Below are 26,063 nucleotides of genomic sequence, written 5' to 3'. Positions count from 1 at the left end.
GCGCCCCGGCAGATCTCTCTGGCATATCGAACAAAACCGAGGAAACGGAACAGGAATAATGAACGCACACCTTCAACCCACGGGCTCCGCCTATTTTATTTCGCCGGAAACCGCGGCGGCCGAGAGCCATACGCTTTCGGTACTCGTCGACAACGAGCCTGGCGTTCTCGCTCGCGTCATCGGCCTCTTCTCCGGTCGCGGCTACAACATCGAAAGCCTTACCGTCTCGGAGACGGAGCATCAGGCCCATCTGTCGCGCATCACCATCGTTACGCGCGGCACGCCGCAGGTGCTGGAACAGATCAAGGCGCAGCTCGAACGCATTGTTCCCGTTCACCGCGTCGTCGATCTGACCGTGCGCGCCCGCGAACTCGGCCAGGAACGGCCGATCGAGCGCGAAGTGGCGCTGCTGAAGGTGACCGGAAGCGGTGAGACCCGCGCCGAAACGTTGCGGCTGGCCGATGCCTTCCACGCCAAGGTGGTGGATGCGACCGTCGAGCATTTCATTCTCGAGATCACCGGCAAGTCCTCGAAGATCGATCAGTTCATCGCCATTATCAAGCCGCTCGGCCTCATCGAAGTCTGCCGCACCGGCATCGCCGCGATGAATCGCGGCTCGCAGGGGATGTAAGAGCCGTATCGTTGACCGGTTTGCGGGCGTCGCTTAATTTCTGCGATGCCCGGTCCAGATTGTCGGCTCTATTTGCAGCGGGGGTAGAAGGTGGCAGTCGTTGCCGGCGAGACTTTGCCTGATATCGGCGAAAAGCCGTGGCATCCACCGGCGGATATGCCTCTCGGCGCCGCGTTTTTCGTCCGCGGCGACTTTCCCTGGCTCGGACATTATTTCGGTTCGCGTAGACTTGCCTCGGCGCTGTCGCCTGGTATAGGCGGCATCGTTTCCTGGGGCGGCCGCGCGCCGGCTAAAATCGCGGCGCGGATTGCGCGGTTTCGCCGATTGCGCCATTGGCATTTGGAAGACGGTTTCCTGCGGTCGATGGGGCTTGGCAAATCCGGTGCCGTTCCTCTCTCCATTGTCATCGACGATCTCGGCTTGCCAGTCGATGCCGGCCGGCCGTCGCGTCTTGAGCGCCTTATTGAAGGTGCCGGAGAGGCGGGAGAGTTTGGTCGCACCATCCGCGATCAGATTGTTCTCAACAAGCTGTCCAAATACAATCATCTTCCTCATCGGTCGCCCGGCATCGAGCGGACCGGCAAGCGTCGTATCCTGATGGTCGATCAGGTCGTTGGTGACGTCTCCGTTGGCAGGGCGCTAGGCTCCAAGGCTTCCTTTGAGAAGATGCTTGCCGATGGGCTGGCGAGCGGCGCTCAATGTATCATTCGCACACATCCGGACGTTATGGCCGGACTTCGTAAGGGTTATCTTACAGATGGTGTTGCCAAGGGCGATGCGGTGCTGCTTGATGACGCCGTATCGGTGGCATCTATTCTCGACGTCGTCGACGAGGTCTGGACCGTCTCGAGTCAGTTCGGTTTCGATGCGCTGCTGCGCGGCATTCCGGTTCGCTGCTATGCCGCGCCCTTCTACGCAGGCTGGGGGGTGACCGAGGATCATTTCGGCGTCTACACCAAGGCTACGCTTGCCGGGCGCCGGACGAAGCGAAGGACTGTCGACCAGATCGCCGCCGCCGCCTTTTCGCTCTATCCGACGTATCGGGATCCCAAAGACTGGCGGGAGATCGACGTCTTCCGGGCAATCGAACTGATTGTCGCGCAACAGAAAGCCACCGCCTGAACCTACAGCATTTCCAATGATTTCTTTCGCGATGGCGGCGGGAAGGCGGCGTCGAGGATGGCCCAATCCTCGTCAGTCATGTCGACATCTATGGAGCCACGGTTTTCCTCGACGCGCTGCGGGTTCGACGATTTCGGGATCGATATCACGCCATCGCGCTCCAAAAGGAAGGCGAGGGCGATCTGGGCCGGCGTGGCCTGATAGGTCTTGGCGATGCGGATAAGTTCTGGATGGTGAAGCAGGCGGCCCTGTTCGATCGGCGAATAGGCCATGATCGGAATGCTGCGCTCCTGGCACCACGGCAGAAGGTCGTATTCGATGCCGCGCCGGCCGAGATTGTAGAGCACCTGATTGGCCGCGACATTGCCGCCGTTCGGCACGGAAAGCAGCTCGTCCATATCGTCAACGTCGAAATTCGAGACGCCCCAGGCCTTGATTTTGCCCGCCGCTTTCAGTCCTTCGAAAGCCTCCACGGTCTCTTCGAGCGGGTAGTTTCCGCGCCAATGCAGCAGATAGAGGTCTAGGCGGTCGGTGTTCAGGCGCTTCAGGCTGCGTTCGCAGGCTTCGACCGCGCCCTTGCGGCTGGCATTGGCGGGATAGACCTTGCTGACCAGGAAAACCTCGTCGCGCCGGCCTTCGATCGCCTTGCCGACGATCTCCTCGGAGCCGCCGTCGGCATACATTTCCGCCGTGTCGATCAGCGTCATGCCGAGATCGAGTCCGGTTTTGAGACTGGTGATCTCGTCTCTGGCGGTCGCGGTATTCTCCCCCATATTCCATGTCCCCTGGCCGAGCGCCGGAACCATGATGCCGGAGGGAAGGGTGACTGAGGGGATGGGGTCGCGCATGGTCTGTCCTCGCTGCAGAAAGCCGAAGGATAGGTCCATCCCCACGGATTTCAATCGACATCCGTCATGTCACGGTGACAATCAGCCTATGGCTTTCGTATGGCTGGCGAACTAATGTCGCACAGACGCGCGACACTCATATTCTGCGCGTATGAACAAGAATTTTGGATGCCGCCCTTTGTCACATACGGTGTCCCGGGAGGCCTTATGGCGCTGGATACATTTCTGGCTCTTTTACTTTTTGCATTCACAACCTCTATCACCCCAGGGCCAAACAACATGATGTTGTTTGCTTCCGGCGTGAACTTCGGTTTCCGGCGCACCATCCCGCATATGCTCGGCATCGGCGTTGGTTTCCTGTCGCTGCTGCTTGGCGTCGGCCTCGGCCTCGGCGCTGTGCTGCATACCGTGCCGATACTCTACACCCTGCTGAAATTCGCGGGCGGCGCCTATCTTGTCTGGATCGCCTGGAAGATCGGCACGTCGCGCAGCCTGACTGAGAGCGAAGGCTCCGCACAGCCGATGAGCTTCATGAGTGCCGCCGCGTTCCAATGGGTCAATCCGAAGGCCTGGGTGATGGCAGTCACCGCCATGGCGACCTACACCAACGAACAGCTCTACCTCGTCACCGTCCTTCTCGTCGGGCTGGCGTTTGCCGCAGTCAACCTTCCGAGCGTTTCGACCTGGGCCGGCTTCGGTTCTGCGCTGCGTGAGTGGCTGTCCGATCCCGTCCGGCTCAAATGGTTCAACATAACCATGGCCGTCCTGCTGGTGCTCAGTCTCTGGCCGATGCTAAAGTAACGGGCAAGAGACAGGAGGCAGCCATGTCCCACGGACACTCGCATGATGACGACGATCATCACGATCACCACCATCACCACGACAATCACTATTCCGACATGCAGGCGCGTGTGAAGGCGCTCGAAACGCTGCTGACGGAAAAGGGTTTGATCGACCCGGCGGCGATCGACCGTATCGTCGAGACCTATGAGACGAAGGTCGGGCCGCGCAACGGCGCGCGGGTGGTGGCGAAGGCCTGGAGCGATCCCGATTTTGCCGACTGGCTGCGGCGCGATGCGACAGCGGCGATTGCAAGCCTCGGTTTTACCGGCCGTCAAGGCGAGCACATGCGTGCGGTGTTCAATACTCCGGAGACGCATAATCTGATCGTCTGCACGCTTTGCTCTTGCTATCCCTGGGCGGTGCTCGGGCTGCCGCCCGTCTGGTATAAGGCGCCCGCCTATCGCTCGCGTGCTGTCATCGACCCGCGCGGCGTGCTTGCGGAGTTCGGCCTGTCGTTGCCGCAGGAGACGAAGATCCGCGTCTGGGATTCGACGGCGGAACTTCGCTATCTGGTGATCCCGGAACGGCCGGCCGGTTCCGAAGGCATGGATGAGGCGGCGCTCGCGGATCTCGTCAGCCGCGACGCCATGATCGGGACGGCAGTCGCCAAAACGCCAGGGGCTGCGCTATGAACGGCCCGCACGATCTCGGCGGCCAGATGGGCTTCGGCCCGGTCGCGCCGGAACAGAACGAACCCTATTTCCATGCCGAATGGGAAAAACGTGCGCTTGGCATCACGCTCTCCTGCGGCGCTTTCGGCGCCTGGACGATAGACGAGAGCCGGCATGCGCGCGAAAACATTCCGCCGGCCGATTATCTTGCCGCCAGCTATTACGAGGTCTGGACTCGGGGCATAGACATGCTGCTTGAGCGGCACGGTTTCGCCACCGCCGAGGAGCTGTACACCGGTCACTCGCTTGAGCAGGGTAGGGTGCCGAAGCGGGTTCTGAAGGCGGATATGGTCGATGGCGTATTGGCCAAGGGCGGGCCTTGCGACCGGCCGGTCGATACCGTACCGCTTTTCGCCACCGGCGATCATGTGAGGACGAAAAACTTCAATCCGACAGGCCATACAAGATTGCCGCGCTACGCCCGCGCCAAGACGGGCGTCGTCGAAGCCGTACAGGGCTCGTTCGTCTTCCCGGACGATAACGCCCACGGCCGCGGCGAAAATCCGCAATGGGTCTACACGGTCGTTTTCGATGGTGCCGAGATCTGGGGCGAGGGCGGCGATCCCTCGCTGACCGTCTCGATCGATGCTTGGGAGAGCTATCTTGAGCGTGTGTGAGACCGCATCGCCTCTGGCGCAATCGCCGGGCTTGCCGAAATCAACCGATGGCGAGCCGGTCTTTCCCGAGCCCTGGGCGGCGGATGCCTTTGCAATGACCGTGCATCTGCATGAGAAGGGCCTGTTTGCCTGGAGCGAATGGGCCGAACAGCTGTCGGCGGAACTGCACAAGCCGGGCTGCGCGGCTGATGGCAGCGATTATTTCGATCGCTGGGTGGCGGCGCTGTCAGGCCTGCTGGTGTCGAAGGGCGTCGCCGATGCGGATGCGGTCCTGGCTTTGCAGCAAAGCTGGCAGCGCGCGGCGGAGGCGACGCCGCATGGCAAACCGATCACGCTGGAAAACGATCCGCAGCGCTAAAGCAATCCGAGGGGCGCCTTTACCGCTCTGGGCAACCTAAGAAGAGAACTGCTTGTAGCACTCGTCCGCCACTTGCCGCAGCATGTCGCGTGAAATCTCGCCCGTCACGGCATAGCCGAGATCACCATCGATCCAGTAGAAGGTTTCGACGGCGCCGCTGCTGGCGAAACGGAAGCTCGTCGTGGTGTTGCCGCTATTGTGCCCCAACAGCACCGTCAGGCGCTGGCCGCTGGCATTTTCATACATGAACAGGGCGCCTGGCGTGCCGTTGATCGGCAGCAGCCGGCCGCCGACCAGCTGGAAGCCCAGTTTCTGCAGGCTCGGCACCTTGAGGCCGGCGATATTCATGCGTTTGCCGAGCCAGGTGGCGAGGTGTGCCTCCTGATCCGCGCCGACTTCGACCGGATGGCGGACATCGCTGGCATAGACCACGAAGGCCGAATGCGCCTGCTGCGGCAGGGCTTCGATTGCGGTCAGCCGCATTTCGGGCCGGGCGAAAAGATCAGGGCCGAAGTGGCCAGCCGCGGCACCGGCGAAGAACAGCGCGAATGAGGCAGCAAGCAGCATCAGCCGACGGCTTCGTTGTGGTGCAATTGCCTGTTCGGACGATGTGCTTCTGTTCTTCGAAATAAGGTCCGTATCGCCGTCCTTTGCTTTTGCATAAGGAGAGAACATCGCCCGGATGTCATCGTTCTGCGCCTGCCATGCCGCAACGGCGGCGGCGTCCTCGGGGTTTTCGGTCAGCCATGCCTGCAATTCCGCCTGCTTTTCCGGCGATAGCAAGCCATCGGCAAAGGCGTGAAGGTCCGCTTCGGTCACGGTCGGGTTGTTTTCGTTCATCTTGGTCTCCGAAGCGTGACAACATTGTCTGCATTCAGCAGGCTGGTCATCTTCTGGCGCGCGCGCGACAGGCGCGACATGACGGTGCCGATCGGGATATCGAGCATGTCGGCGACATCCTGATAGCTGTAACCTTCGACGACGACGAGCATCAGCACCGCTCGATAGTCTTCGCCGAGGCTGTTCAAGGCCGTTTCCAGGCGTGACCGTTGCAGCGGGTCGTTGTCGGTTTCCGCTGCGGCCAACTGGCTGTTTTCATCAATGTCGATGAAATTGCGATTGCCCTGCTGGCGCAGTCCGTTGCGATAGAGATTGGTCATGATGGTAAGGACCCAGCCGCGCAGGTTCAGTCCCCGCCATTGGCCGCGCCGGGTCAGAACCTTTTCGACGCAATCCTGAAGCAGGTCTTCGCCATCGGCATCCGAGCGGGTGAGGCTGCGCGAATAGCGCCGCAGCGAGGGGAGGAGCGCCAGCACCTCCGCCTCGAAACCATCCGGCGCGGGGGAGGCTCCCGCCGCGCCGTTTTCGGTCCGGTCAGGGCCGTGCGGCATTCCAGACGCCCTTGAAGCCGTCGCCGGCGACATCACCTGATTTTGCGTCCTTGGAGAAGAAGTAGAGCGGCATGCCGTCCTTTGCCCACTGTTTCATCCCGTCCTTGCGGGTAATGATCGAATATGCACCCTCGGCCTTGGCTTTGCTATCGGCCATGAAGGGTGGCCAGGCTTTTGCGCAATCGCCGTTGCAATTGGATTCGCCAGCCTTGTCGTTCTTGAAGGTATAGAGGGTCTTGCCGTTTTCGCCGGCAAGGACCTTGCCTTTGGCGCTTTCGACCGTCTTGACGGGCTCTGCAGCGAAAGCGACTGTGGCAAAGGCCGATGCTGCAGCGAGCGCGGCCAGGAATCTCACGGTCTTCATGATGTTTCTCCTCGGGTGGTGAATAATAATTGCTCAGGCGTCGCGTTTTGCGTTGCCGGACATGAGACACCGGCACTCCTGATTTTATTCCCTATCCGCCGGGTATTTTTTACTGCTTGCTTCCTGCGGCCGAATCCTGCCAATTCCGCCTATGCAATTCGCGCCGCAACAAGATGAAGCGCTCCAGGCCGTCGCCAAGTGGCTGAAGGAAGGGCGCTCGCCGCTGTTCCGTCTGTTCGGCTATGCCGGCACGGGCAAAACGACGCTTGCGCGGCATTTTGCCGAGCATGTGGACGGCGACGTGCTGTTTGCGGCCTTCACCGGCAAGGCGGCGCAGGTGCTGCGCTCGCGCGGCGCCTCGAACGCCAAGACCATCCACTCGCTGATCTACCGGCCGCGCGGCGAAGAGGCTGTCGAGGACGAAGAGACGGGCAAGACCTCGATCGCCCCGATGTTCACCATCAACCGCCAGAGCCCGGTTGCCAAGGCAGCGCTCATCATCGTCGACGAATGCTCGATGGTGGACGAAGCGCTCGGCAAGGATTTGATGAGCTTCGGGACGCCCATTCTGGTGCTCGGCGATCCCGGACAGCTCCCGCCGGTTTCCGGCGGCGGTTTCTTCACGAATGAGGAGCCGGATTATCTGCTGACGGATATTCATCGTCAGGCCCGCGACAATCCGATCATCCAGCTCGCCATGCAGGTGCGCGAGGGCAAGGAGATCATGCACGGCGACTACGGCACCGCGCAGGTGATCTCGAAGAACGAGGTCACGCAGCCGTTGGTGATGGAGGCCGATCAGGTATTGGTCGGCACCAACAGGACTCGCCGGCGCTATAATCAGCGTCTGCGCGAGTTGAAAGGCTTTACGGCAGACTATCCGCAATCCGGCGACAAGCTGGTCTGCCTGCGCAACGATCCCGCCAAGGGGCTGCTTAACGGCTCGCTCTGGCAGGTCATGACCTCTTCCAGGGAAACCACCAAGCCGGGCATCAACCTTTTGATCCGCCCGGAAGATGACGACATGGATCGGGGCGCTGCGAAGATCAAGCTCTTGAAGCAGGCCTTTGAGGATGTCGAGGGCGAGATTCCATGGTCGACGCGCAAGCGCTATGACGAATTCGACTACGGCTACGCATTGACAGTGCACAAGGCGCAGGGTTCGCAATGGAACAATGTCGTGCTGTTCGATGAGAGCTGGGCGTTTCGCGATACCCGCGAGCGCTGGCTTTACACGGCGATTACCCGTGCCGCCGAAACGCTGACGATCGTTCGCTGATACGACTTCAGGCTTCTCCACAGATCCATCGTCAGGCGGGGACACTTGTGCGGGGCGCCTATCAAAGTTTTGCATGGATTGATGTCGGAATCTCGTTGGTTTTGCTGGGCATAATGGCATAAAACGGCTGTTATCATCCGCTTTGAAAATCAGGGATTTCGATCATGCCCGCCAAGCTTTCCGTGAACCTCAACGCCATAGCGATGCTGCGCAATCGGCGCGACCTTCCCTGGCCGAGCGTCACCGGGCTTGGCCGTATCGCGCTTGCCGCCGGCGCCAGCGGTCTGACCGTTCATCCGCGCCCGGATCAGCGGCATATCCGCTTTTCCGATCTGCCTGAGATCCGCGCACTGATCGACGACGAGTTTCCGGAGGCGGAGTTCAACATCGAGGGCTATCCGACCGATGAGTTCTTCGATCTCTGCGCTTCGGCCGAGCCCGAGCAGGTGACGCTCGTGCCGGACGATCCCACGCAGGCGACATCGGATCATGGTTGGGACTTTCGCAAGAACCGTAAACTGCTGGCCGAGGTCGTTGCCAGGTACAAGACGATCGGCTGCCGCGTTTCGCTGTTTGCCGATGGCGACGGCGATATCGACGCGGTGAAGATCGCCAAGGAGGTCGGTGCCGATCGCATCGAGCTTTACACCGGCCCTTATGGCGGCTGCTATGATGATCCGGAAAAGGCTGCTGTCTTTCTGGAGATGCTCGGCAAGACCGCCGACGCCGCCTTCGCCAACGGCCTCGATGTCAATGCCGGTCACGATCTGACGGTCGCCAACCTACCGGCGCTCCTCAAGCGTATTCCGAAGCTTGCGGAAACGTCGATCGGCCACGGACTGACGGCGGATGCGCTGGAATATGGCATGGCCGAGACGGTGCGCCGTTTCCGCCGGGCGTGTGGGCAGGTGGTTGGATAAGGATAGGCTTGGTGCTGGTCAGGCGACGGCGTCGCTGACGCGCCATAGTGCCTGGCCCCTCATCCTAGCCTTCTCCCCGCTTGCGGGGAGAAGGGACGACAGCGCGCGAACGGTGCTTATCTCATTTGGTTAGAGTTCACGATTGAAGGGCGAAAGCTCCCTCTCCCCGCAAGCGGGGAGAGGGCTGGGGTGAGGGGCCACGCACAAAGATGCGGCAAATGAAGCTTCACCTGACCTCCTAAAACTCAGCCGGCCAATGCGGCCTTGTGTTCCTCGACGAAGCTGCGCAGCGTTTGCGGCTCCTTGCCGGTCAGCTTGTTGAAATCGTTCGTGAGGATGTCGAATTTGCCGGCGCGGGTGTTGGCGTCGGCGGAGACAAGCATGTCGACCACGAATTTCGGCAGGCCGGCACCGGTGAGGCCGGCGGCGAACTGTTCGTCATTGACCTGCACGACCTCAAGCGGACGGCCGGTGATCTTGCTGACGACGCTTGCGACGTCCTCGATCGTGAAGGCCGTGGAGCCAGTCAGCGTATAGGTGGCGTTTTCGGTCTCATCGGACGCCAGTGCTGCGGCGATGGCGAGAGCGCAATCGTTGCGGCTGATGTTGCTGACGCGGCCATTGCCGGTCGCGGTGTACCACTTGCCGACTTCGAGGCTGTGCGGCAGACCGAGCAAGTAGTTGTCGAAATACCAGGCGTCGCGCAGGATCGTATAGCCGATGCCGCTGGCCTTGATGGCGTTTTCGGTGCCGAGGTGGTCGGGTGCGAAGCTCACGAGCGAACCTTCCGGCGCCGGCATGGAGGTGTAGAGAATGTGCTTCACGCCGGCTTTCTTCGCGGCTTCGACCGCAGCCGTCTGCTGCTTCAGGCGCAGACCCGGGACGGCGAGTGCATCAGTGCTGATGATCAGCAACAGGTCGACACCGGCGAAAGCGGCCGGCAGGGTGGCGGCGTCATCGAAATCTGCCTTGCGGGTCACCACGCCCTTGGCGGCCAGGTCGGCAAGCTTCTCGGGGCTGCGGGTAGCGGCAATGATGCGGCCGGGCGCGACCTTATAAGTCTCCAGCAGGTGATGAATGATGCGCTGGCCAAGCTGACCGGCGGCGCCGGTGACGAGAAGGGTGCTGCTCATGACTTTTTCCTTGTTTGACCGCTGCGGATTTGCAGCGGTTCTGTTGCTCTCAAAAAGAGACTAGCACTAGAATAGGAATTGACTTCGAGGTGTAAAGGAGGCAGTTTTTCGGCTCCAAGTTACCAAAAGGGAACCGGCATGAGCGCCAGCACCGTCGTCAATCTGCGCAGCGTGGAGCCACCACTACGCGACGTCGATCTCAGCAATCTCGATTTCGGCAATTGTCCGGTGCGCGATCTGATCTCGCAGATCGGCGGGAAATGGTCGGTGCTGCTGCTGGAAACATTGGCGAAGCGGCCCTATCGCTTCGGCGAATTGCGCCGGCTGGTGCCCGATATTTCCCAGCGCATGCTGACGCAGACGCTACGCGATTTGCAGCGCGACGGCTATATCGCCCGCGAGGTATTCCCCACCAAGCCGCCGAGCGTCGAATATCGCATGACCGATCTCGGCTATTCGCTCTATGTGCCGCTGGCGCAGCTTTTGAACTGGGCCGAGGCCAATCACGAGGCCGTCAAGGCCGCGAGAGCCCGTTTCGACCAATCGCCGGACTGAGCCCTGCAGTGAAGCCTCTGAAGATCGCCATTGTCGGCGCCGGCCCTGCCGGCCTTGCCGCTTCTCTCTTTCTCACCCGTGCCGGTCATACGACCGACATTATCGAACGCTTCGACAACCCTGCGCCGGTCGGTTCGGCGCTGATGCTGCAGCCGACTGGGCTGACCGTACTTGAGTCGCTTGGGCTCGGCCCGGCGATTCATGCGGCCGGCAATCGGATCGACCGATTGTTCGGTACGGAAACCACTCGCGGCCGCATCGTTCTCGATGTGCGCTACAATGCGTTGCCGGGCGGCCGATACGGGCTCGGCGTCCATCGCGCCGCACTGTTCGATACGCTTTACGATGAGGTCTCCGCGCGGCGGCATCCGATCCATACGGGACAGCGCGTTGTCGGCGTCGTGGAGCAGGGCAGCGGAAGCTATCTCTCCATCGAAGGCGGCGAGCGTCTTGGTCCCTATGATCTCGTCATCGACGCAAGCGGCGCACGTTCGGAGCTGGTGGCGGCGTCGCCTGTCGCGCCATCCTCACGGGGTCTCACCTACGGCGCCTTCTGGGCGACGCTCGATTGTCCGGATGGCCTTGTGGATCAGGCGGCGCTGACCCAACGCTATGATAAGGCGAGCGTGATGATCGGCGTTCTGCCCGTCGGCAGCAGAAAGCCGGATATGCCGAGGCAGGCGGCATTGTTCTGGAGCCTGAAGGTTGCTGATGCGGATGAGGTGCGCAAGCGCGGACTCGATCGCTGGAAGGATACGATCCGCGGCTACTGGCCGGAATGCGAGCCGTTGCTGGAGCAGCTTAAGGATTGGGACCAGCTGACGCTGGCGCGCTACGCCCATCGCACGGTAATGATGCCCTATAGCGGGCGGACTGTCTTTGTCGGCGATGCCGCCCACTCCACCAGCCCTCAGCTCGGGCAGGGCGCCAACATGGCGTTGCTCGATGTGGCCGTACTGGCTCATGCGCTTGCCGGGCATGACAGTCTGGAGGCGGCGTTGTCAGCCTATGCCAAAGCGCGGCGGACGCATGTACGGCTGTTCCAATTGCTTTCGGCCGCATTCACGCCCTTTTACCAATCGGACTCGGCCGCTCTGGCGTGGATCCGCGACCGGTTGGTCGCGACCATCGCCAGGGTGCCGCCGGCGCCGCAGATCCTGGCGGCGATCGTTTCCGGCACGCTGGTCGATCCCTTCGCTGCGGCCGGGCTCAACGAATGCGACTGGCTACGGCAGGCTGTGCCGCAGCCGTTCTGATCAGTTTTTGCGCTCGGTCAGGAAGGCGAGCAGAGCAACGACCGGGAAGGCGACGCCGATCCAGGACGCCATGTTCCACCCGCCGGTGGCATAGGCCCAGCCGCCGAGCGCCGAGCCGAGGGCGCCGCCGGCAAAGAAGGTCGCCATATAGAGCCCGTTGAGGCGGCTGCGATGTTCGGCGCTGAGCGCGAAGATGGCGCGCTGGCCAAGCACGAGATTGGTCTGGACGCCGAAATCGAGCATGATGCCTGACAGCGTCAGCATGATCAGCGCCGTCAACGAGCCGCCACCGGAAAAATGGCCGATCAGGAAAGCGACGATCGCAAGCATCAGAGCGAAGGTGGTGGCGAGCTTCGTCCAGCCGCGGTCCGCAACGCGTCCGGCAATCGGCGAAGCGACGGCACCTGCTGCACCGGCAAGGGCGAAGAGGGCGATGCCGTTTTGCGTCAGGCCGAAGGCAGGGCTTGCCAGCAGCAGCGGCGTCGTCGTCCAGAAGAGGCTGAAGGCGCCGAACATGCATGCCTGATAGAGTGCGCGCCGCTGCAGGACAGGGGTGTGAAGCGCGAGATGCCCCATGGAGGACAGCAGCTGTCCATAGTGCAGCTTCGTGTGTGGCACGCGGGTCGGCAGGGCTGCGCGCAGGATGACGATCAGAGCGATCATGATGCCGGCCGAGATGATATAGACCGCGTGCCAGGACAGAAGCTCAGACAGAAAGCTTGCAGCGGGGCGAGCGAGCATGATGCCGCAGAGCAGGCCGCTCATGACATTGCCGACGACGGCGCCGCGGCTGGCGTCCGGCGCCATATGGGCGGCGAAGGGCACGAGGACCTGCACCGCAACGGAAGCAAGGCCGATGCAGAGCGAAGCGAGCAGGAACAGCGACGGCGACGAGGCGAAGGCCGCACCGACCAGCGCAACGGCTGACAGCGCTACCAGCGTCAGGACGAGCCTGCGATTTTCCAAAAGGTCGCCGAGCGGGACGATCAGCAACAGGCCGAGGCCGTAGCCGATCTGCGTCAGCGTGACGATGAGGCCGGTGGCGGCGGGCGTAAAGCCGAGCGACTGGCTGATGGGGCCGGCGAGCGGCTGGCCATAATATAGATTGGCGGCCACGAGCCCGCAGGCGGCGGCGAACATGAACGTCAGAAGCGGCGAAATGGTCTTTTCGGGGAGCGGCGTGCTCTCCTGTCCGGCGGCGGCAGTTGCAGACATGTCTTATCCTCGATGCGGGCGGGGGGAGCCCCATAATTCGATGAAAAATCAGTTCAGTAATTTCATGGCCGTCTCGGCGACGGCGAGCATATGCTCGCTCTCGCGGCCGGTCTTTCCGATCACGCGCATGCCTTTGGTGAGAGCAAGTAGGGCGCAGGCAGTCCTTTCCGGGTCGATATGTTTCGCCACGGATCCATCCGAATGGCCGAGGTGAATAAGATCCAGAATGCGTTTCTCGTCGACGTCGAACGCCACGCCGACACGGCTCGCGACTTCCTCATCGAAAAGCGCAAGTTCGGTGGCGCTGCCGACCACAAGGCAGCCGCGACGACCGATCTCTCCACACGATGCCTCAGCGAAGAACCTCACCAAGGTGCGCAGCTTTTCATATCCATTCGGCGCCGTGGCGAGGGCCTCGTCGATCAACCGCTGGCGGACTTGGCGATAGCGGCCGAAGGCGGCGAGGAATACACCGCGCTTGTCGCCGAACGCCTTGTAGACGCTGCCGGCCGTCAGGCCCATAGCCTCGGTCAGCTCGCTGATCGAAGCAGCGTAATAGCCACGTTCCGAAAAGACCCGCAGCGCTTCGTCGAGAGCTGCGTCCATATCGAATTCCCGCGGGCGGCCGCGAAGTTTGGGGGCGATGTCGATGATGTCCGTCGTCATGCGACTCTTTTAGGAAATGATCGTTTCCAAATCAAGCGAATTTTGCGTCGCAGCATGACTGGCGTGCGCTACAGGTCGAGTTCCCAGGTCTGACCGTTCAATTCCGGGCCGAACATGCGATGTTTTTCCTCTGCTACGAGCTTGAAGCCGGCCTTGATGTAGATGGCCCGCGCGGTATCGAGGACATCGTTCGTCCAGAGTGAAAGCTTCGTATAGCCAGCCTCGCGGGAGAAGCGGATGCATTCGTCGACCAGCAGTTTGCCGAGGCCGAGGCCGCGGGCCATCTTGTCGACATAGAGCAGCCGGAGCTTGGCGACGCCGTTGCCGCCGTCGGCGATCATGACGGAGCCGATATTCAGGCCGCCCCGCTCGGCGATCCAGCACCGCTCCTTCTCCGGATTGAAGTTGGCCAGGAATTTGCCGGCGACTTCGGCGGCGAGAGCCTCGAAACGGTGATCCCAGCCGAGTTCTCCGCAGTAGAAGCGCGCCTGACTTTGCACGATCCAGCCGATGTCGCCATGCCGGTGGTGGCGGATGACGGCCGGTGGCGGAGAGGCGCGGTTTGCGCCGAGCGTATTCTGGATTGTCCGCATCGCTTCGACGATCCGTTCGGGCTCACCCATGGCAAGCCTGTCGAAATATTCGGAGATCTGGGCGCGGGAGCGGCGGACGAATTCCTGAAACTGAGCCTGTCCCTTCTCGGTGACGTTAATGACCTGGCTGCGCGCATCATCGGGATCGGGCTTCGTTTCGATCAAGCCGTCTTCACGGAAGCGTTTGACGATGCGGCTGAGATAGGCGGGATCGAGATGCAGTTCGCGCGTCAGCGTGGAAGCGGCGACGCCGCCGCGAAAGCCGACTTCGAACAGGACGCGCACATCCGTCAGCGTGTAGGGACTGTCGAGATAGGCCTTGTTCAGGACGCCGAGAAAGTTCGTGTAGAAGCGATTGAAGTCGCGGACGGCGTCGATGGTTGCGAATTCGGCATCAGGGGTCATGGGACATCGTCTCCTCGTCATAAGAGACGATGTCCATCATTTAATTGACTGAGTCAAATAAATTAATTTGCCTAGGCGGCGCGGCTGCAAGCGCCTTCGGCTGCCAGCGCAAAGTCGACGGCTGCTTCGGCATGGATCGTCGTCGTGTCGAAGCCGGGCAGGATCAGCGCATTCGGATCGAGGATGAGGCAGATCTCGGTGCAGCCAAGGATGACGCTGTCGGCGCCTTCGGCCTTGGCGCGTGCGATGATGTCATGCAGCTTGCTGCGGGACTCGTCCTTGATGATGCCGGCGCAAAGTTCGTCGAAGATGATGTCATGGGTCACGGTCCGGTCTTCCGGGCCGGGAACCATGACGGAAATGCCGTTCTGGGCCATGCGCTCGGCATAGAAGCCGTGCTCCATGGTGTAACGTGTGGCGAGCAAAAGCGGCTTTACCCGGCCGGCGGCCTTCAGGGCTGCGGCGGTTTCGTCGATGATATGGATGAGCGGCACGGAAATGCGCGAGGCGACTTCCGGGGCGATCAGATGCATGGTGTTGGTGCAGATGAGCACGCATTCGGCGCCTGCTGCCTGAAGGCGATGGGCTACACCGCCGAGGCGAGCGGCTGCGTCGTCCCAGCGCCCCGCCTTCTGCAGGGCGACGATTTCTTCGAAATTGACCGAGTACATCAGCACTTCGGCGGAGGAGAGGCCACCTAGGCGGTCGCGGACCATCTCGTTGATCTGGCGATAATAAACCGCCGAGCTTTCGAAACTCATGCCGCCGATGAGACCTATGGTGCGCATAATGCTGTTCTCCGCTTCCTGTTCGTAAGTAGGGCAATAGTGCTGCGATTCACGCGCCTTATGTTTGCAAACTTTGTGGAATCATTGGCTCGATCCGCAATAATTTGCGCAAAAATTCAAGTTTGTGCAAAATGACGGCGTGATAATGAGGGGCTACCGCACATGCTTGACGAACGCGACCGAAAGATTCTCGAAATTTTGCAGGCCGATGCCGGCACGTCGGTGACAGAGCTTGCCGATCGCGTGGCTCTATCGGTTTCGGCTTGCTCGCGCCGTATCCAGCGGCTGGAGGAAAGCGGCCATATCGTGCGGCGCATCGTCGTGCTCGACCGCGAGAAGATGGGCGTGCCGACCACGGTCTATGCGATGATCAAGACGGCGCATCATGCCGATGAGTGGATCGAGGCCTTCCGCAAGGCGATCGGCGACATTCCGGAGATCGTTGAGGCACATCGGCTCACCGGCAATTACGACTACATTTTGAAGATCGTGCTGCCGCGCGTCGAGCATTATGACGTCATCTACAAGCAGCTCGTGCGCAAAGTTGAGCTGTTTGACGTTTCCGCCTCGATCTCGATGGAGGAGCTGAAAGGCGGCGCGTCCGTTCCTGTCGGTTATGTTCAGTAGCTGTTGCGCAGTATCGCGGCCATGCAGGGGTGCCATGCACAAAAGAGAGTTGCCGCTTCCTCGTCTCAACCCTACGTTTCGGCGAAACATAGCCATGAGGTGTTGCCATGCAGGATCATCGTGTTGTCGTTGTCGGGGGCGGTTTCGGCGGGGTGCAGGTCGTCAACGATCTGAAAGGCGCTCCCGTCCGCATAACGATGATCGACCGGCGCAATCACCACCTGTTTCAGCCGCTTCTCTATCAGGTCGCGACCACCTTGCTCGCAACGTCGGAGATCGCGTGGCCGATCCGCAACTTCTTCCGGGATAGGCCCGAAGTGACGACGTTGCTCGCCGAGGTCGTCGGTGTCGACAGCGAGGCGCATCAAGTGCTTCTGAAGAATGGACAGAGGATACCTTACGATACGTTGGTGCTGGCGACCGGCGCCACCCATGCCTATTTCGGTCACGACGAATGGGAGCCGGTCGCGCCGGGATTGAAGACCCTCGAGGATGCCACGACCATCCGCCGCCGCGTGTTGCTGGCCTTCGAGCAGGCGGAGATGGAATCGGACCCTGCTATCCGTGAGGCGCTCCTGACTTTCGTCATCGTCGGGGCAGGGCCGACGGGTGTGGAACTGGCCGGGATCATCTCGGAATTGGCAAGGACCACCTTGCCGAAGGAGTTCCGCAATATCGATACGAGCAAGGCGAAGATCATTCTCGTCGAAGCCGGTCCGAGAGTGCTGGCGGCTTTCGCGGAGGATCTTTCCGACTATGCACGCCGGGAGCTGGAATCGCATGGTGTCGACCTGCGCTTCGGCAAGCCCGTGACGTCGTGCACGGCCGAGGGTGTTACGATCGGCGATGTTTTCGTACCGTGCCGCACCATCGTCTGGGCAGCCGGCGTCGAGGCATCGCCGGCCGCAAAGTGGCTGGATATTCCGGCGGACCGCGCCGGCCGGGCTGTGGTTGATCGGGATTTGCGGGCGCCGGGCAAGAGGGATGTCTTCGTGATCGGAGATACGGCAGCCGTCATGCGCGACGACGGCAGTCCCGTGCCGGGGATCGCTCCGGCTGCCAAGCAGCAGGGAGCCTATGTCGCCAGGGTGATCAAGGCGAAGCTTGCCGGCAAGCCGGCGCCCGGTCCATTCCATTATCGCCATCAGGGCAGCCTTGCGACGATCGGCAAAAGTGCCGCGATCATTGATTTCGGCTGGCTGAAGCTAAGGGGATGGCTTGCCTGGTGGGTGTGGGGCCTTGCCCACATCTACTTCCTCATCGGCGTGCGTTGGCGCATCGCGGTCGCCTGGAGCTGGCTGTGGATCTATATCAGCCGGCAGCACAGCGCCCGGCTGATCACGCAAAAGGAAACCATGCGCGAGGAATAGGAAAAAGGGGCGGCGTCCGGATCGGACGCCGCCTTTTTCATTTATGCCAGCGAGGCGATATCGATGACGAAGCGGTAGCGGACGTCGCTCTTCAGCACGCGCTCATAGGCTTCGTTGACCTGATCGATATTGATCACCTCGATCTCCGAGGCAATGTTGTGCTTGCCGCAGAAATCGAGCATTTCCTGGGTTTCCTTGATCGAGCCGATCATCGAGCCGGAGAGACTGCGGCGGCCGGGGATCAGCGAGAAGGCATGGACCGGGACCGGATGCTCGGGGGCGCCGACCACGACCATGCTGCCGTCGACCTTCAACAGGCCGAGATAGGCGTTCCAGTCGAGGGCGATACCAACCGTCATGATGAGGAGGTCGAAGGTGCCGGCGAGTGTCGTGAAGGTCTCGGCGTCGCTGGTCGCGTAATAATGGTCAGCGCCGAGACGCAGACCGTCTTCCTTTTTGGAAAGCGACTGGCTGAGAACGGTGACATCAGCGCCCATCGCATGGGCGATCTTGACGCCCATATGGCCGAGGCCGCCCATGCCGACGATCGCGACCTTCTTGCCGGGACCGGCTTTCCAGTGGTGCAGTGGCGAGTAAAGCGTGATGCCGGCGCAGAGCAGCGGAGCCGCAGCGTCGAGCGGAATATTTTCGGGGATGGAGAGGACGTAGCCTTCCTTGACGACGATCGAATCCGAATAGCCGCCATAAGTCGGCGTCGTGCCATCGGCTTCGAAGTCGTTGTAGGTCTGGACCACGCCCGGCATGTAGTGTTCCAGATCGAGGTCGCGGGTGGCACACGTCGTGCACGAATTGACGAAGCAGCCGACGCCGACGCGGTCGCCGACCTTGAATTTGGTTACATTCGAGCCGACGGCGCTAACGATGCCGGCGATCTCATGGCCCGGTACCATCGGATATTTCGCATTGCCCCATTCGTTGCGGGCCTGGTGAATGTCGGAATGGCAGATGCCGGAGAATTTGATCTCGATGACGACGTCGTCCTCATTCGGCTCGCGGCGTTCGAAGGTGAAGGGGGTGAGCGGCTTCGACGCGTCGGTGGCGGCATAACCCTTTGCGATAGGCATGGGAGATTTCCTTGTTCTTCGGAGGAGGTGGGAGTGGAATTGGGATGGCCGACTATGCAATGGGAGCGGGCCGAAGCGTTAGAGCGATCCTGCAAGCTTTATGTACGATCCTGCGAATCTAAATGCGCGGCGGGTCTTTTGCGATCGAACGACGTTACCTAGATAGGTTTCGATATCTACTCGAAAACAGTTGGTTGCGAATGACATTGCCTTTCAATCCCAATCAGGAACTCGCATCCATCGTTGCACGTTTCGCCACGGGGGACGGGGAACACCGCACGCCGATAGACAGTCTTCATCTCTATCGGCAGTCGGCCGCGACGGTGTGGCAACATGGGGCTTATCGGCCCTGCTTTGCAATCGTGGTTCAGGGTCGCAAGAGCCTGACGATCGGTGCCGAAACCTACAATTACGGTGTCGGCGAATATATTTTGACCGCCCTCGACCTGCCCGTATCGACGCAGGTGACCAATGTCGGTAGCGATACGCCTTATCTTTGCTTCGGCATGGCGCTCGATAGCGAGCGGCTGAAGGAGCTGTTGTCGCGCGTCAACATTCCGCGTCAGGCGGTGACTGCCGAGCCCGTGCGTGGAATCGCGGTCAATACGGCATCGCCAGAATTGCTCGACGCCTCGTTGCGGTTGCTCAGATTGCTTGATCGGCCCGAAGACATTCCCGCTATGGCGCCGTTGATCGAGCAGGAGATTCTGTATCGCCTGCTGACGGGTCCGAATGGTCCTCGGCTGTTGCAGATCGCGATGGCGGAGAGCCAGAGCAACCGAGTGGCGCGCGCCGTCGCCTGGCTTCGCGGCAATTACACGCAGCCGCTGCGCATCGAAGAGCTGGCCGAGCGCGTTGGGATGAGCGTTTCCTCGTTGCATCACCATTTCAAGACCGTTACCGCTCTATCGCCGATGCAGTATCAAAAGCAGCTTCGCCTGCATGAAGCGCGGCGGCTGATGATCGTGGAACAGCTCGACGTGGGATCGGCGGGCCATCGTGTCGGATATCAAAGCCCCTCGCAATTCAGCCGCGAGTACAGCCGACTTTATGGCTTGTCGCCGCTGAAGGATGTCGAGGCCATGCGCAATAGCGTCGCGGCAGAGTAGCTCCGGTGGCTAACGAGAATTAGCTGATGGATGCGCCGCAGCTGCCGCCATTCCAGGGGTAGCTCGGAGCGGCGTCTTGTGGCCCCCACAGACCTTCGAAACGATGATAGCCGGCATCGAAGCGGATCGTCAGCGAGCCCATTCCATATTTGTCGAACCAGCGCAGCGTTCGTGTCTTGTCGGGTGCGGTTCCGATTTCCGAGAGAGTGCCGACCGTCGTATTGCCATCGTCGTTGAAACGGTAAGTCCCCGATAAGTGACCTTTCGCATCGACCTGCAGCGACGTTTCGACATCGACGAGCCGGTCGCTGGAAAGAAGCTTGCCGCAATAGTGCCCGGCCGGGCGGGCGAGGGATTTGGACGCTACGTCCGCCGGCACCGATAGATGAAATAGTCCGGCCGCAAGGCAGATCCCGACGATTCGAGCGATTGCCCGGCCTTTACCGTTCTCCCTGCGTGCGTCGAGCCGGGCCGGCGACACCTTATCTGAGGGATTGACTACGGGTTTCATCAGGAAATCTCGACAGCGATGGAGGGGCCGACATGGTCTATCCGTTGCGCGTTCCTCATGACAAGCGCTCTCCATATTTTTAGCGCAGTGCAGCAACGAATTCCGCTTGACGCTCGTTGCGGCGTGCTGCATAACGCTCACGAACCGTACCGTACGGTACGCATTTGGGAGTGGCATCGTGCTGAGCGAAGTAGGACAGTCGAGCGAGTTTTCGCCGCGCCAGAACGCCGTTCTGGAACAGGCGTTGCGTCTGCTCGTCGACGGCGGCGAAAAGGCGCTGACGACCTCTGGCGTCGCGCGCGCTGCCAATTGCTCCAAGGAAAGCCTTTACAAGTGGTTCGGCGACCGCGACGGTCTGCTATCGGCGATGATAACCTATCAGGCCAGCAAGGTGCGCACCTTCGAGCGCAATGGCGAGCGGCTGAATACCGCAAGTCTGCATGATCATCTTGTGATTTTCGCGCGCGATCTGCTGGAAGTTCTGGCCGGCGACGTTTCTCTTGCGCTGAACCGTCTGGCGATCGGCCAGTCGAACCGCGACGGCTCCAAGCTCGGCAAGCTTCTGCTGGAGCGCGGCCGCCGGCAGATCGACCGCCGCGCCATCGGCCTCATCGATGCCGGTAAGCGGGCCGGGCTGCTTCGCTTCATGGATGCCGACGAGGCTTACCATACGTTTTACGGGCTCATCGTTTCCGATCTGCATGTGCGCATGCTGCTCGGCGAACCCGGTTTGAAGGATTCCAGCCGTCAGGCGGAGAAGGCTGTTACGGCCTTCCTCAAGCTTTACGGTACGGAAAAAGTATTGGCGGAAGCCGCGGCGACCGTCTGAGCAAGTCCAAGTTTACACCAGACAAGCAAAGGGAAGGACAAACAATGCGCGTCTATTACGATCGTGATGCCGATCTCAACCTCATCAAGTCGAAGAAGGTCGCCATCATCGGCTACGGTTCCCAGGGCCGCGCGCACGCGCTCAACCTGAAGGACAGCGGTGCACAGAACGTTGTGATCGCGCTGAAGGCCGGCTCGCCGACCGTCAAGAAGGCTGAGGCCGACGGCTTCAAGGTCATGACCGTTGCCGAAGCCGCTGCCTGGGCCGACCTGATGATGATGGCGACCCCGGACGAACTGCAGGCCGACATCTACAAGGCCGATATCGCTCCGAACATCCGCGACGGCGCAGCAATCGCTTTCGCACACGGCCTCAACGTTCATTTCGGCCTCATCGAGCCGAAGGCTTCGGTAGACGTCGTCATGATCGCGCCGAAAGGCCCGGGCCACACGGTTCGCGGCGAATACCAGAAGGGCGGCGGCGTTCCCTGCCTCGTAGCCGTTCACCAGAACGCTTCCGGCAATGCGCTTGAGCTCGCGCTCTCCTACGCTTGCGGCGTCGGCGGCGGCCGTTCGGGCATCATCGAAACCAACTTCCGCGAAGAATGCGAAACCGACCTCTTCGGCGAACAGGTCGTTCTGTGCGGCGGTCTCGTCGAGCTCATCCGCGCCGGCTTCGAAACGCTGGTCGAAGCTGGCTACGCTCCGGAAATGGCCTATTTCGAGTGCCTGCACGAAGTGAAGCTCATCGTCGACCTGATCTATGAAGGCGGCATCGCCAACATGAACTACTCGATCTCGAACACGGCAGAGTGGGGCGAATACGTCACCGGTCCGCGCATCATCACCGAAGAAACCAAGGCTGAGATGAAGCGCGTCCTCAAGGACATCCAGACCGGCAAGTTCACCTCCGAGTGGATGCAGGAATATCGTTCGGGTGCTGCCCGCTTCAAGGGTATCCGCCGCAACAACGATAGCCACCAGATCGAAGAAGTCGGTGCCAAGCTGCGCGGCATGATGCCCTGGATCGGCAAGAACAAGCTGGTCGACAAGTCAGTCAACTAAGCTTTCTGCATTGTCGGAATGGAGGGCCGGGGCGAAAGCTCCGGCCTTTCTATTTTTTCGCCGAGACATAGAGCCATTTTGTCGGTTTGCCGTCGAAGCCGCTGCCGTCTGCTTCGGTCATCGCTATGTCTTTCCAGCCGCCTTCGCCGAGGAGAGCCGTCAGCCATTCGGCCGAGGGATAATTGTAGTAGCGGCCGAGGGTATCGTGCCCTTCTGCATCTCCGGCCTTGAAACTGCCATGGAAGATGCCGCCGTCCTTCAACGCCCGTAGAATCCGATCGAAGACATTTGGGAGGTTGGAGCGAGGTACATGAAGGAGGCTAGCCTCCGCCCATATTCCGTCAAAAGCAGCGCCGGCGTCCAGCGTCTCGAACCGCATGATCCGGACGGGTCTACCGATCAGGGCCTCCGCCTGTTTGGCAAGCTCGGTAGAGCCATCGGTCGGGGTCACGTCGAAGCCGCGCGAGATCATATATGCCGCGTCCTGTCCTGCGCCGCAGCCAAGTTCGAGAATGGAGGCACCTGCTGGAAAAGTAGCCAGGAATTCATCAAGCCGGCTTTGCGGTAGGTTGCGTTCGCGTGCCGCATAGATGGTAGCGTTTTCGTCGTAGAAGGAAGAGGTGGGATCGTTGTTTGTCATGTCAATCTATTGCCTTCGGGTGATAGATTACGCTTTCCAGCCCGTTGAAATGTGCATCGCAGGTCAGAACGTCAGCCTCGTGCTGAAGGGCGGTCGCATAGATGATCGCATCGGCAGTGGCCAGTTTGTGTTGCACGGAGATCTCAGCGGCGCGGCGAGCGATTGTTGTGTCCAACGATATGACGTTGCATAGCATCGTATAGGCAATGAAGTTGTTCAGGGCGTCTTCGCCTTGTTCTCGAAGAAGCCATTTGGAAAGTTCAAGCTGAACTATCGTCGGAACGATGCAGCTTTCGGGTTCGGGAATTTGATCGGACAGCTGTCGTCCGACAGTGCTATCAAGAATCCACTCGATCCACGCGGAACTATCGACGACGCGCATTAGAAGCGGTCGTCCCGATCGCGGTAGTTCTCTGGATTTGCGCCACGCGCCATCCCCCTGAGGTCTTCCAACGTCGGAACAGGCATAAGGAGCACGCCTTTGCCTTTTGGAATGAAGACGAATTCCTGGCCCGCGCTCCAGTGCTGTTGATCGCGCACTTCTTTTGGAATCGATATCTGAAATTTCGATGAGAGGGTTGCAGTCGCCATTCTTACGTTTTTCCTATCGATTGACAGAATGTAAGAATAGCACTTCTGCAGTTGGGTGTGTAGGTCTTTCGAGAGGGGTTCAAATCGACGTCCCATGTTGCTTGAACGACGTCCTTCTACTGAGCAATCCCTTTTCCTTGTCACCCTCACAAACAAATTAGGTCAGCATTATTGACTTATATTTTGTTGCGTGATCTTGTGTCGGAAAGACCAAAAATTACGAGGAAGCCCCATGTTGAATTGGGAAAATATCTTTGCGACGCGCTCAAGCCGTATGCGCGCCTCCGAAATCCGCGAATTGCTGAAGCTGCTGGAGCGGCCGGATATCATCTCTTTCGCCGGCGGCATTCCCGATCCAGCATTGTTTCCGGATGCCGAATTCAAGCAGGCTTATGCCGATATTTTTTCCGGCCCGACGGTGAACGCAGCGCTGCAATATTCGGTCAGCGAAGGCTACAAGCCGCTGCGCGAATGGCTTGTCGGCCAGATGGCGGCGCTCGGCATTCCCTGCGAGCTCGAAAACGTCTTCATCGTTTCCGGTTCGCAGCAGGGTCTCGATTATCTCGGCAAGCTTTTCCTGTCGCCGAAGGACACGGCGCTGGTCACGGCGCCGACCTATCTCGGCGCGCTGCAGGCCTTCAACGCCTATGAGCCGGCCTACGACCAGCTGACGCCGAACGGCAACCGCACGCCGGACTCCTATCGCGCCGCGGCTGCGCAGGCTGGCGGGCGAGTGAAGTTCGCCTATCTCTCGGCAGATTTCGCCAACCCGACGGGCGAGACCGTCGACCTGGCCGGCCGCGAGAAGCTGCTCGATCTTGCCGAAGAGCTCGATATCGCCGTCATCGAAGATGCCGCCTATCAATCCCTGCGTTACGACGGCGAGCCGGTCGCGCCGATCCTGGCGCGGGAGATCGCGCGCAAGGGCAATATCAACGACACCCGGACGATCTATTGCGGCAGCTTTTCGAAGACGCTGGCGCCTGGCCTTCGCGTCGGCTTCGTCGTCGCCAATGCGCCTGTCATCCGCAAGCTTGTCCTGATGAAGCAGGCAGCAGACCTGCATTCTTCGACCATCAACCAGATCGCCATCCATCAGGTTGCCGAACGTGGTTTCGATGCGCAGGTTGCCAAGGTTCGCAAGACCTACAGCCATCGCCGCGATTGCATGTTGGCGGCGCTCGCCAAATACATGCCGGACGGCGTGAGCTGGACGAAACCACAGGGGGGCATGTTCGTCTGGATCACTCTGCCGAAGGGCATGGATGGTGCCAAACTGCTCGCACGGTCGCTGGAGACCGCGAAAGTCGCCTTCGTGCCTGGTCAGGCCTTCTTCTCCGACGGCACCGGCGCGAACACCTTCCGCGTCAGCTTCTCCTGCGCCAATGACGAAATGATCGAGGAAGGCATTTCGCGGCTTGGCAAGCTGATTGCCGGCGAGATCGGGGCAATGGCGGCCTAAGCCGCCACGCTGCATTCTTTCACTTTTCCAGATGCGGGCCGATCAGCGAAAGATCGGCCTCGCTCAGCCGGTCGCTGGCGGTGTTGCACTGGTGCCAATAGGGATACATCAGCGGCTGCAGGCTGACGTCGTCGAGCCGCTTGCGCTCGTCATCTGTGAGCTTCAGCTCGGCGCTGGCGAGATTGTCCTTGAACTGGGCTTTGGTGCGGCCGCCGATGATGACCGAGGTCACGCCCTTGCGGCCGATGAGCCAGGCGAGCGCAACTTGAGCTGCCGAAACGCCGCGGCCGTCGGCGATTTCCACCAGCGTATCGACGATGTTCCACAGGCGGTTTTCATCGCGGATCGGCGGTTCCGTCCAGCCGGCGAACTGACGCGTGCCTTCCGGCGTCGCCTGGTTGCGGCGATGCTTGCCAGATAGCAGGCCGGCGGCAAGCGGGCTCCAGACGAGGATGCCGAGGCCCTGGTCGATGCTAACAGGCACCAGCTCGTTTTCCGCGTCGCGGGCTTCCAGCGTATAGTGAATTTGCTGGCTGACGAAGCGTTCGCGCCTGCCGCGCTCGCTGACGCCGAGCGCCTTCATGATGTGCCAGCCGGAAAAATTCGAGCAGCCGATGTAGCGGACCTTGCCCTGGCGCACCAAAGTGTCGAGCGCTTCCATCGTCTCTTCCAGCGGCGTCTGCCCATCCCATTCATGCAGCTGGTAGAGGTCGATCACATCGGTCTTCATGCGCTTCAGGCTTGCCTCGCAGGCCTGGATGAGATGCTGGCGCGACGAGCCGGTATCGTTGGCGCCAGGTCCCATCGAGAAGCGCGCCTTGGTGGCGATGAGCACGCCGTTCTTGCGCGGACCGCCGATGATCTCGCCGAGGATTTCTTCCGACGCGCCTTGCGAGTAGATATCGGCCGTATCGAGCAGGTTGACGCCGGCGTCGATACACATATCGACAAGCTTTTTCGCTTCCTTGACGCCGAGATCGCCGACGGTTTTTGCCCAGCCGACTCCGCCGAAGGTCATGGTGCCCATGGTGATGGTGGAAACTTTAAGGCCGGAGCGGCCAAGCAGGCGATATTCCATAGATCTTTCCTCCTCGATCCCGTCTGAAATACGTGCGTCAGG

Annotated in this window: 31 protein-coding genes; 16 read left to right on the top strand and 15 right to left on the bottom strand. The window is 60.7% G+C overall.

Features of this window, described 5'->3' with window-relative positions; all coding sequences use genetic code 11:
- Positions 1-58: 58 nt before the first annotated feature.
- Both ilvN and RHSP_RS09995 read left to right on the top strand, forming a co-directional pair.
- Positions 59-631, top strand: a complete 573-nt coding sequence (gene ilvN, locus RHSP_RS10000; protein WP_004115886.1) for an acetolactate synthase small subunit — start codon at positions 59-61, stop codon at positions 629-631.
- Positions 632-721: 90 nt separating this feature from the next.
- Positions 722-1,753 carry a capsular polysaccharide export protein, LipB/KpsS family gene (locus tag RHSP_RS09995; protein ID WP_004115884.1) on the top strand — a complete coding sequence of 344 codons (1,032 nt, stop codon included), beginning with the start codon at positions 722-724 and terminating at the stop codon, positions 1,751-1,753.
- 2 nt (positions 1,754-1,755) lie between these two features.
- Here RHSP_RS09995 and RHSP_RS09990 read toward each other — a convergent pair whose 3' ends face one another.
- Positions 1,756-2,601 carry an aldo/keto reductase gene (locus tag RHSP_RS09990; protein ID WP_037151361.1) on the bottom strand — a complete coding sequence of 282 codons (846 nt, stop codon included), beginning with the start codon at positions 2,599-2,601 and terminating at the stop codon, positions 1,756-1,758.
- Positions 2,602-2,808: 207 nt separating this feature from the next.
- On the opposite strand from RHSP_RS09990, the gene RHSP_RS09985 reads away from it, so the two are divergent.
- From RHSP_RS09985 to RHSP_RS09970, 4 genes are read left to right on the top strand one after another with little or no spacing between them, the layout of a single operon-like run.
- On the top strand, positions 2,809-3,402 hold the full coding sequence (locus tag RHSP_RS09985; RefSeq protein WP_004115878.1) for a LysE family translocator: 594 nt from the start codon (positions 2,809-2,811) through the stop codon (positions 3,400-3,402).
- 23 nt (positions 3,403-3,425) lie between these two features.
- The gene (gene nthA, locus RHSP_RS09980; RefSeq protein ID WP_004115875.1) at positions 3,426-4,076 is read left to right on the top strand and encodes a nitrile hydratase subunit alpha; all 651 of its coding nucleotides are present in this window, start codon (positions 3,426-3,428) and stop codon (positions 4,074-4,076) included.
- On the top strand, positions 4,073-4,732 hold the full coding sequence (nthB, locus tag RHSP_RS09975) for a nitrile hydratase subunit beta (RefSeq protein ID WP_004115873.1): 660 nt from the start codon (positions 4,073-4,075) through the stop codon (positions 4,730-4,732). Before nthA ends, nthB begins: the two co-directional genes overlap by 4 nt.
- A complete protein-coding gene (locus tag RHSP_RS09970) occupies positions 4,719-5,090 on the top strand; it encodes a nitrile hydratase accessory protein (RefSeq protein ID WP_037151009.1) in 372 nt (123 codons plus the stop codon). The genes nthB and RHSP_RS09970 overlap by 14 nt, the downstream gene beginning before the upstream one ends.
- Positions 5,091-5,126: 36 nt before the next feature.
- Here RHSP_RS09970 and RHSP_RS09965 read toward each other — a convergent pair whose 3' ends face one another.
- Genes RHSP_RS09965 through RHSP_RS09955 form a run of 3 tightly spaced genes read right to left on the bottom strand, consistent with a single transcriptional unit; the run spans position 5,127 to position 6,845 of the window.
- Positions 5,127-5,930, bottom strand: a complete 804-nt coding sequence (locus tag RHSP_RS09965) for an anti-sigma factor family protein (RefSeq protein ID WP_004115868.1) — start codon at positions 5,928-5,930, stop codon at positions 5,127-5,129.
- Entirely contained in the window at positions 5,927-6,481 is a 555-nt protein-coding gene (locus RHSP_RS09960; RefSeq protein ID WP_004115855.1) for an RNA polymerase sigma factor, read from the bottom strand. Before RHSP_RS09960 ends, RHSP_RS09965 begins: the two co-directional genes overlap by 4 nt.
- On the bottom strand, positions 6,465-6,845 hold the full coding sequence (locus RHSP_RS09955; RefSeq protein WP_004115852.1) for a COG4315 family predicted lipoprotein: 381 nt from the start codon (positions 6,843-6,845) through the stop codon (positions 6,465-6,467). The genes RHSP_RS09960 and RHSP_RS09955 overlap by 17 nt, the downstream gene beginning before the upstream one ends.
- 151 nt (positions 6,846-6,996) lie before the next feature.
- Here RHSP_RS09955 and RHSP_RS09950 point away from each other — a divergent pair, with 151 nt between their 5' ends.
- Together RHSP_RS09950 and RHSP_RS09945 are read left to right on the top strand one after the other, a co-directional pair.
- Positions 6,997-8,124, top strand: coding sequence for an ATP-dependent DNA helicase (locus RHSP_RS09950; protein WP_037151007.1), 1,128 nt, complete (start codon positions 6,997-6,999; stop codon positions 8,122-8,124).
- A gap of 164 nt (positions 8,125-8,288) precedes the next feature.
- A complete protein-coding gene (locus tag RHSP_RS09945) occupies positions 8,289-9,044 on the top strand; it encodes a pyridoxine 5'-phosphate synthase (protein ID WP_004115843.1) in 756 nt (251 codons plus the stop codon).
- Positions 9,045-9,289: 245 nt separating this feature from the next.
- On the opposite strand, the gene RHSP_RS09940 is transcribed toward RHSP_RS09945, so the two are convergent.
- Entirely contained in the window at positions 9,290-10,177 is an 888-nt protein-coding gene (locus RHSP_RS09940) for an SDR family oxidoreductase (protein WP_004115837.1), read from the bottom strand.
- Positions 10,178-10,315: 138 nt separating this feature from the next.
- Here RHSP_RS09940 and RHSP_RS09935 point away from each other — a divergent pair, with 138 nt between their 5' ends.
- Positions 10,316-10,732 (top strand): winged helix-turn-helix transcriptional regulator, encoded by a 417-nt coding sequence (locus tag RHSP_RS09935; protein WP_037151003.1) that lies wholly within the window; start codon positions 10,316-10,318, stop codon positions 10,730-10,732.
- Between the two features lie 8 nt (positions 10,733-10,740).
- A complete protein-coding gene (locus RHSP_RS09930; protein ID WP_037151000.1) occupies positions 10,741-11,988 on the top strand; it encodes an FAD-dependent oxidoreductase in 1,248 nt (415 codons plus the stop codon).
- On the opposite strand, the gene RHSP_RS09925 is transcribed toward RHSP_RS09930, so the two are convergent.
- The 4 genes from RHSP_RS09925 to RHSP_RS09910 form a co-directional block, all read right to left on the bottom strand.
- Positions 11,989-13,203 carry an MFS transporter gene (locus RHSP_RS09925; RefSeq protein ID WP_004115834.1) on the bottom strand — a complete coding sequence of 405 codons (1,215 nt, stop codon included), beginning with the start codon at positions 13,201-13,203 and terminating at the stop codon, positions 11,989-11,991.
- 48 nt (positions 13,204-13,251) lie between these two features.
- Positions 13,252-13,869: a TetR/AcrR family transcriptional regulator gene (locus tag RHSP_RS09920; RefSeq protein ID WP_004115832.1), complete on the bottom strand. Its 618-nt coding sequence runs from the start codon at positions 13,867-13,869 to the stop codon at positions 13,252-13,254.
- A 68-nt stretch (positions 13,870-13,937) separates the two neighbouring features.
- Positions 13,938-14,867, bottom strand: a complete 930-nt coding sequence (locus RHSP_RS09915; protein WP_004115830.1) for a bifunctional helix-turn-helix transcriptional regulator/GNAT family N-acetyltransferase — start codon at positions 14,865-14,867, stop codon at positions 13,938-13,940.
- Positions 14,868-14,938: 71 nt separating this feature from the next.
- The gene (locus RHSP_RS09910) at positions 14,939-15,655 is read right to left on the bottom strand and encodes an aspartate/glutamate racemase family protein (protein ID WP_004115827.1); all 717 of its coding nucleotides are present in this window, start codon (positions 15,653-15,655) and stop codon (positions 14,939-14,941) included.
- Positions 15,656-15,817: 162 nt separating this feature from the next.
- Here RHSP_RS09910 and RHSP_RS09905 point away from each other — a divergent pair, with 162 nt between their 5' ends.
- Together RHSP_RS09905 and RHSP_RS09900 are read left to right on the top strand one after the other, a co-directional pair.
- Complete coding sequence (locus RHSP_RS09905) at positions 15,818-16,282, top strand: Lrp/AsnC family transcriptional regulator (protein WP_004115826.1); 465 nt, start codon at positions 15,818-15,820, stop codon at positions 16,280-16,282.
- 107 nt (positions 16,283-16,389) lie between these two features.
- Positions 16,390-17,652, top strand: a complete 1,263-nt coding sequence (locus tag RHSP_RS09900; protein WP_037150997.1) for an NAD(P)/FAD-dependent oxidoreductase — start codon at positions 16,390-16,392, stop codon at positions 17,650-17,652.
- Between the two features lie 41 nt (positions 17,653-17,693).
- Here the strand turns inward: RHSP_RS09900 and RHSP_RS09895 are convergent, their stop codons facing one another.
- Complete coding sequence (locus RHSP_RS09895) at positions 17,694-18,737, bottom strand: NAD(P)-dependent alcohol dehydrogenase (RefSeq protein ID WP_004115821.1); 1,044 nt, start codon at positions 18,735-18,737, stop codon at positions 17,694-17,696.
- 200 nt (positions 18,738-18,937) lie between these two features.
- On the opposite strand from RHSP_RS09895, the gene RHSP_RS09890 reads away from it, so the two are divergent.
- Positions 18,938-19,846 (top strand): AraC family transcriptional regulator, encoded by a 909-nt coding sequence (locus RHSP_RS09890; protein ID WP_004115818.1) that lies wholly within the window; start codon positions 18,938-18,940, stop codon positions 19,844-19,846.
- A gap of 19 nt (positions 19,847-19,865) precedes the next feature.
- Here RHSP_RS09890 and RHSP_RS09885 read toward each other — a convergent pair whose 3' ends face one another.
- Positions 19,866-20,357: a hypothetical protein gene (locus RHSP_RS09885; RefSeq protein WP_004115815.1), complete on the bottom strand. Its 492-nt coding sequence runs from the start codon at positions 20,355-20,357 to the stop codon at positions 19,866-19,868.
- Between the two features lie 178 nt (positions 20,358-20,535).
- Between RHSP_RS09885 and RHSP_RS09880 the strand changes: the two genes are divergently transcribed.
- Positions 20,536-21,186, top strand: a complete 651-nt coding sequence (locus RHSP_RS09880; RefSeq protein WP_004115813.1) for a TetR/AcrR family transcriptional regulator C-terminal domain-containing protein — start codon at positions 20,536-20,538, stop codon at positions 21,184-21,186.
- 44 nt (positions 21,187-21,230) lie between these two features.
- On the top strand, positions 21,231-22,250 hold the full coding sequence (gene ilvC / locus RHSP_RS09875) for a ketol-acid reductoisomerase (RefSeq protein ID WP_004115810.1): 1,020 nt from the start codon (positions 21,231-21,233) through the stop codon (positions 22,248-22,250).
- Between the two features lie 49 nt (positions 22,251-22,299).
- Here ilvC and RHSP_RS09870 read toward each other — a convergent pair whose 3' ends face one another.
- Genes RHSP_RS09870 through RHSP_RS09860 form a run of 3 tightly spaced genes read right to left on the bottom strand, consistent with a single transcriptional unit; the run spans position 22,300 to position 23,481 of the window.
- Positions 22,300-22,890, bottom strand: a complete 591-nt coding sequence (locus RHSP_RS09870) for a class I SAM-dependent methyltransferase (protein ID WP_004115808.1) — start codon at positions 22,888-22,890, stop codon at positions 22,300-22,302.
- Between the two features lies 1 nt (position 22,891).
- Positions 22,892-23,272, bottom strand: coding sequence for a type II toxin-antitoxin system VapC family toxin (locus RHSP_RS09865; RefSeq protein ID WP_004115806.1), 381 nt, complete (start codon positions 23,270-23,272; stop codon positions 22,892-22,894).
- Positions 23,272-23,481, bottom strand: a complete 210-nt coding sequence (locus RHSP_RS09860; RefSeq protein ID WP_004115803.1) for an AbrB/MazE/SpoVT family DNA-binding domain-containing protein — start codon at positions 23,479-23,481, stop codon at positions 23,272-23,274. The genes RHSP_RS09865 and RHSP_RS09860 overlap by 1 nt, the downstream gene beginning before the upstream one ends.
- Positions 23,482-23,713: 232 nt before the next feature.
- On the opposite strand from RHSP_RS09860, the gene RHSP_RS09855 reads away from it, so the two are divergent.
- The gene (locus tag RHSP_RS09855) at positions 23,714-24,943 is read left to right on the top strand and encodes an aminotransferase-like domain-containing protein (RefSeq protein ID WP_004115800.1); all 1,230 of its coding nucleotides are present in this window, start codon (positions 23,714-23,716) and stop codon (positions 24,941-24,943) included.
- Positions 24,944-24,962: 19 nt separating this feature from the next.
- Here RHSP_RS09855 and RHSP_RS09850 read toward each other — a convergent pair whose 3' ends face one another.
- Positions 24,963-26,021: an aldo/keto reductase gene (locus tag RHSP_RS09850; RefSeq protein ID WP_004115797.1), complete on the bottom strand. Its 1,059-nt coding sequence runs from the start codon at positions 26,019-26,021 to the stop codon at positions 24,963-24,965.
- Positions 26,022-26,063: the final 42 nt, after the last annotated feature.

Origin of the sequence: Rhizobium freirei PRF 81 (assembly GCF_000359745.1) — a bacterium.
Taxonomy (GTDB): domain Bacteria; phylum Pseudomonadota; class Alphaproteobacteria; order Rhizobiales; family Rhizobiaceae; genus Rhizobium; species Rhizobium freirei.
The sequence above is the reverse complement of the archived record's forward strand: the minus strand, read 5'-3'. Positions and strand labels throughout refer to the sequence as shown.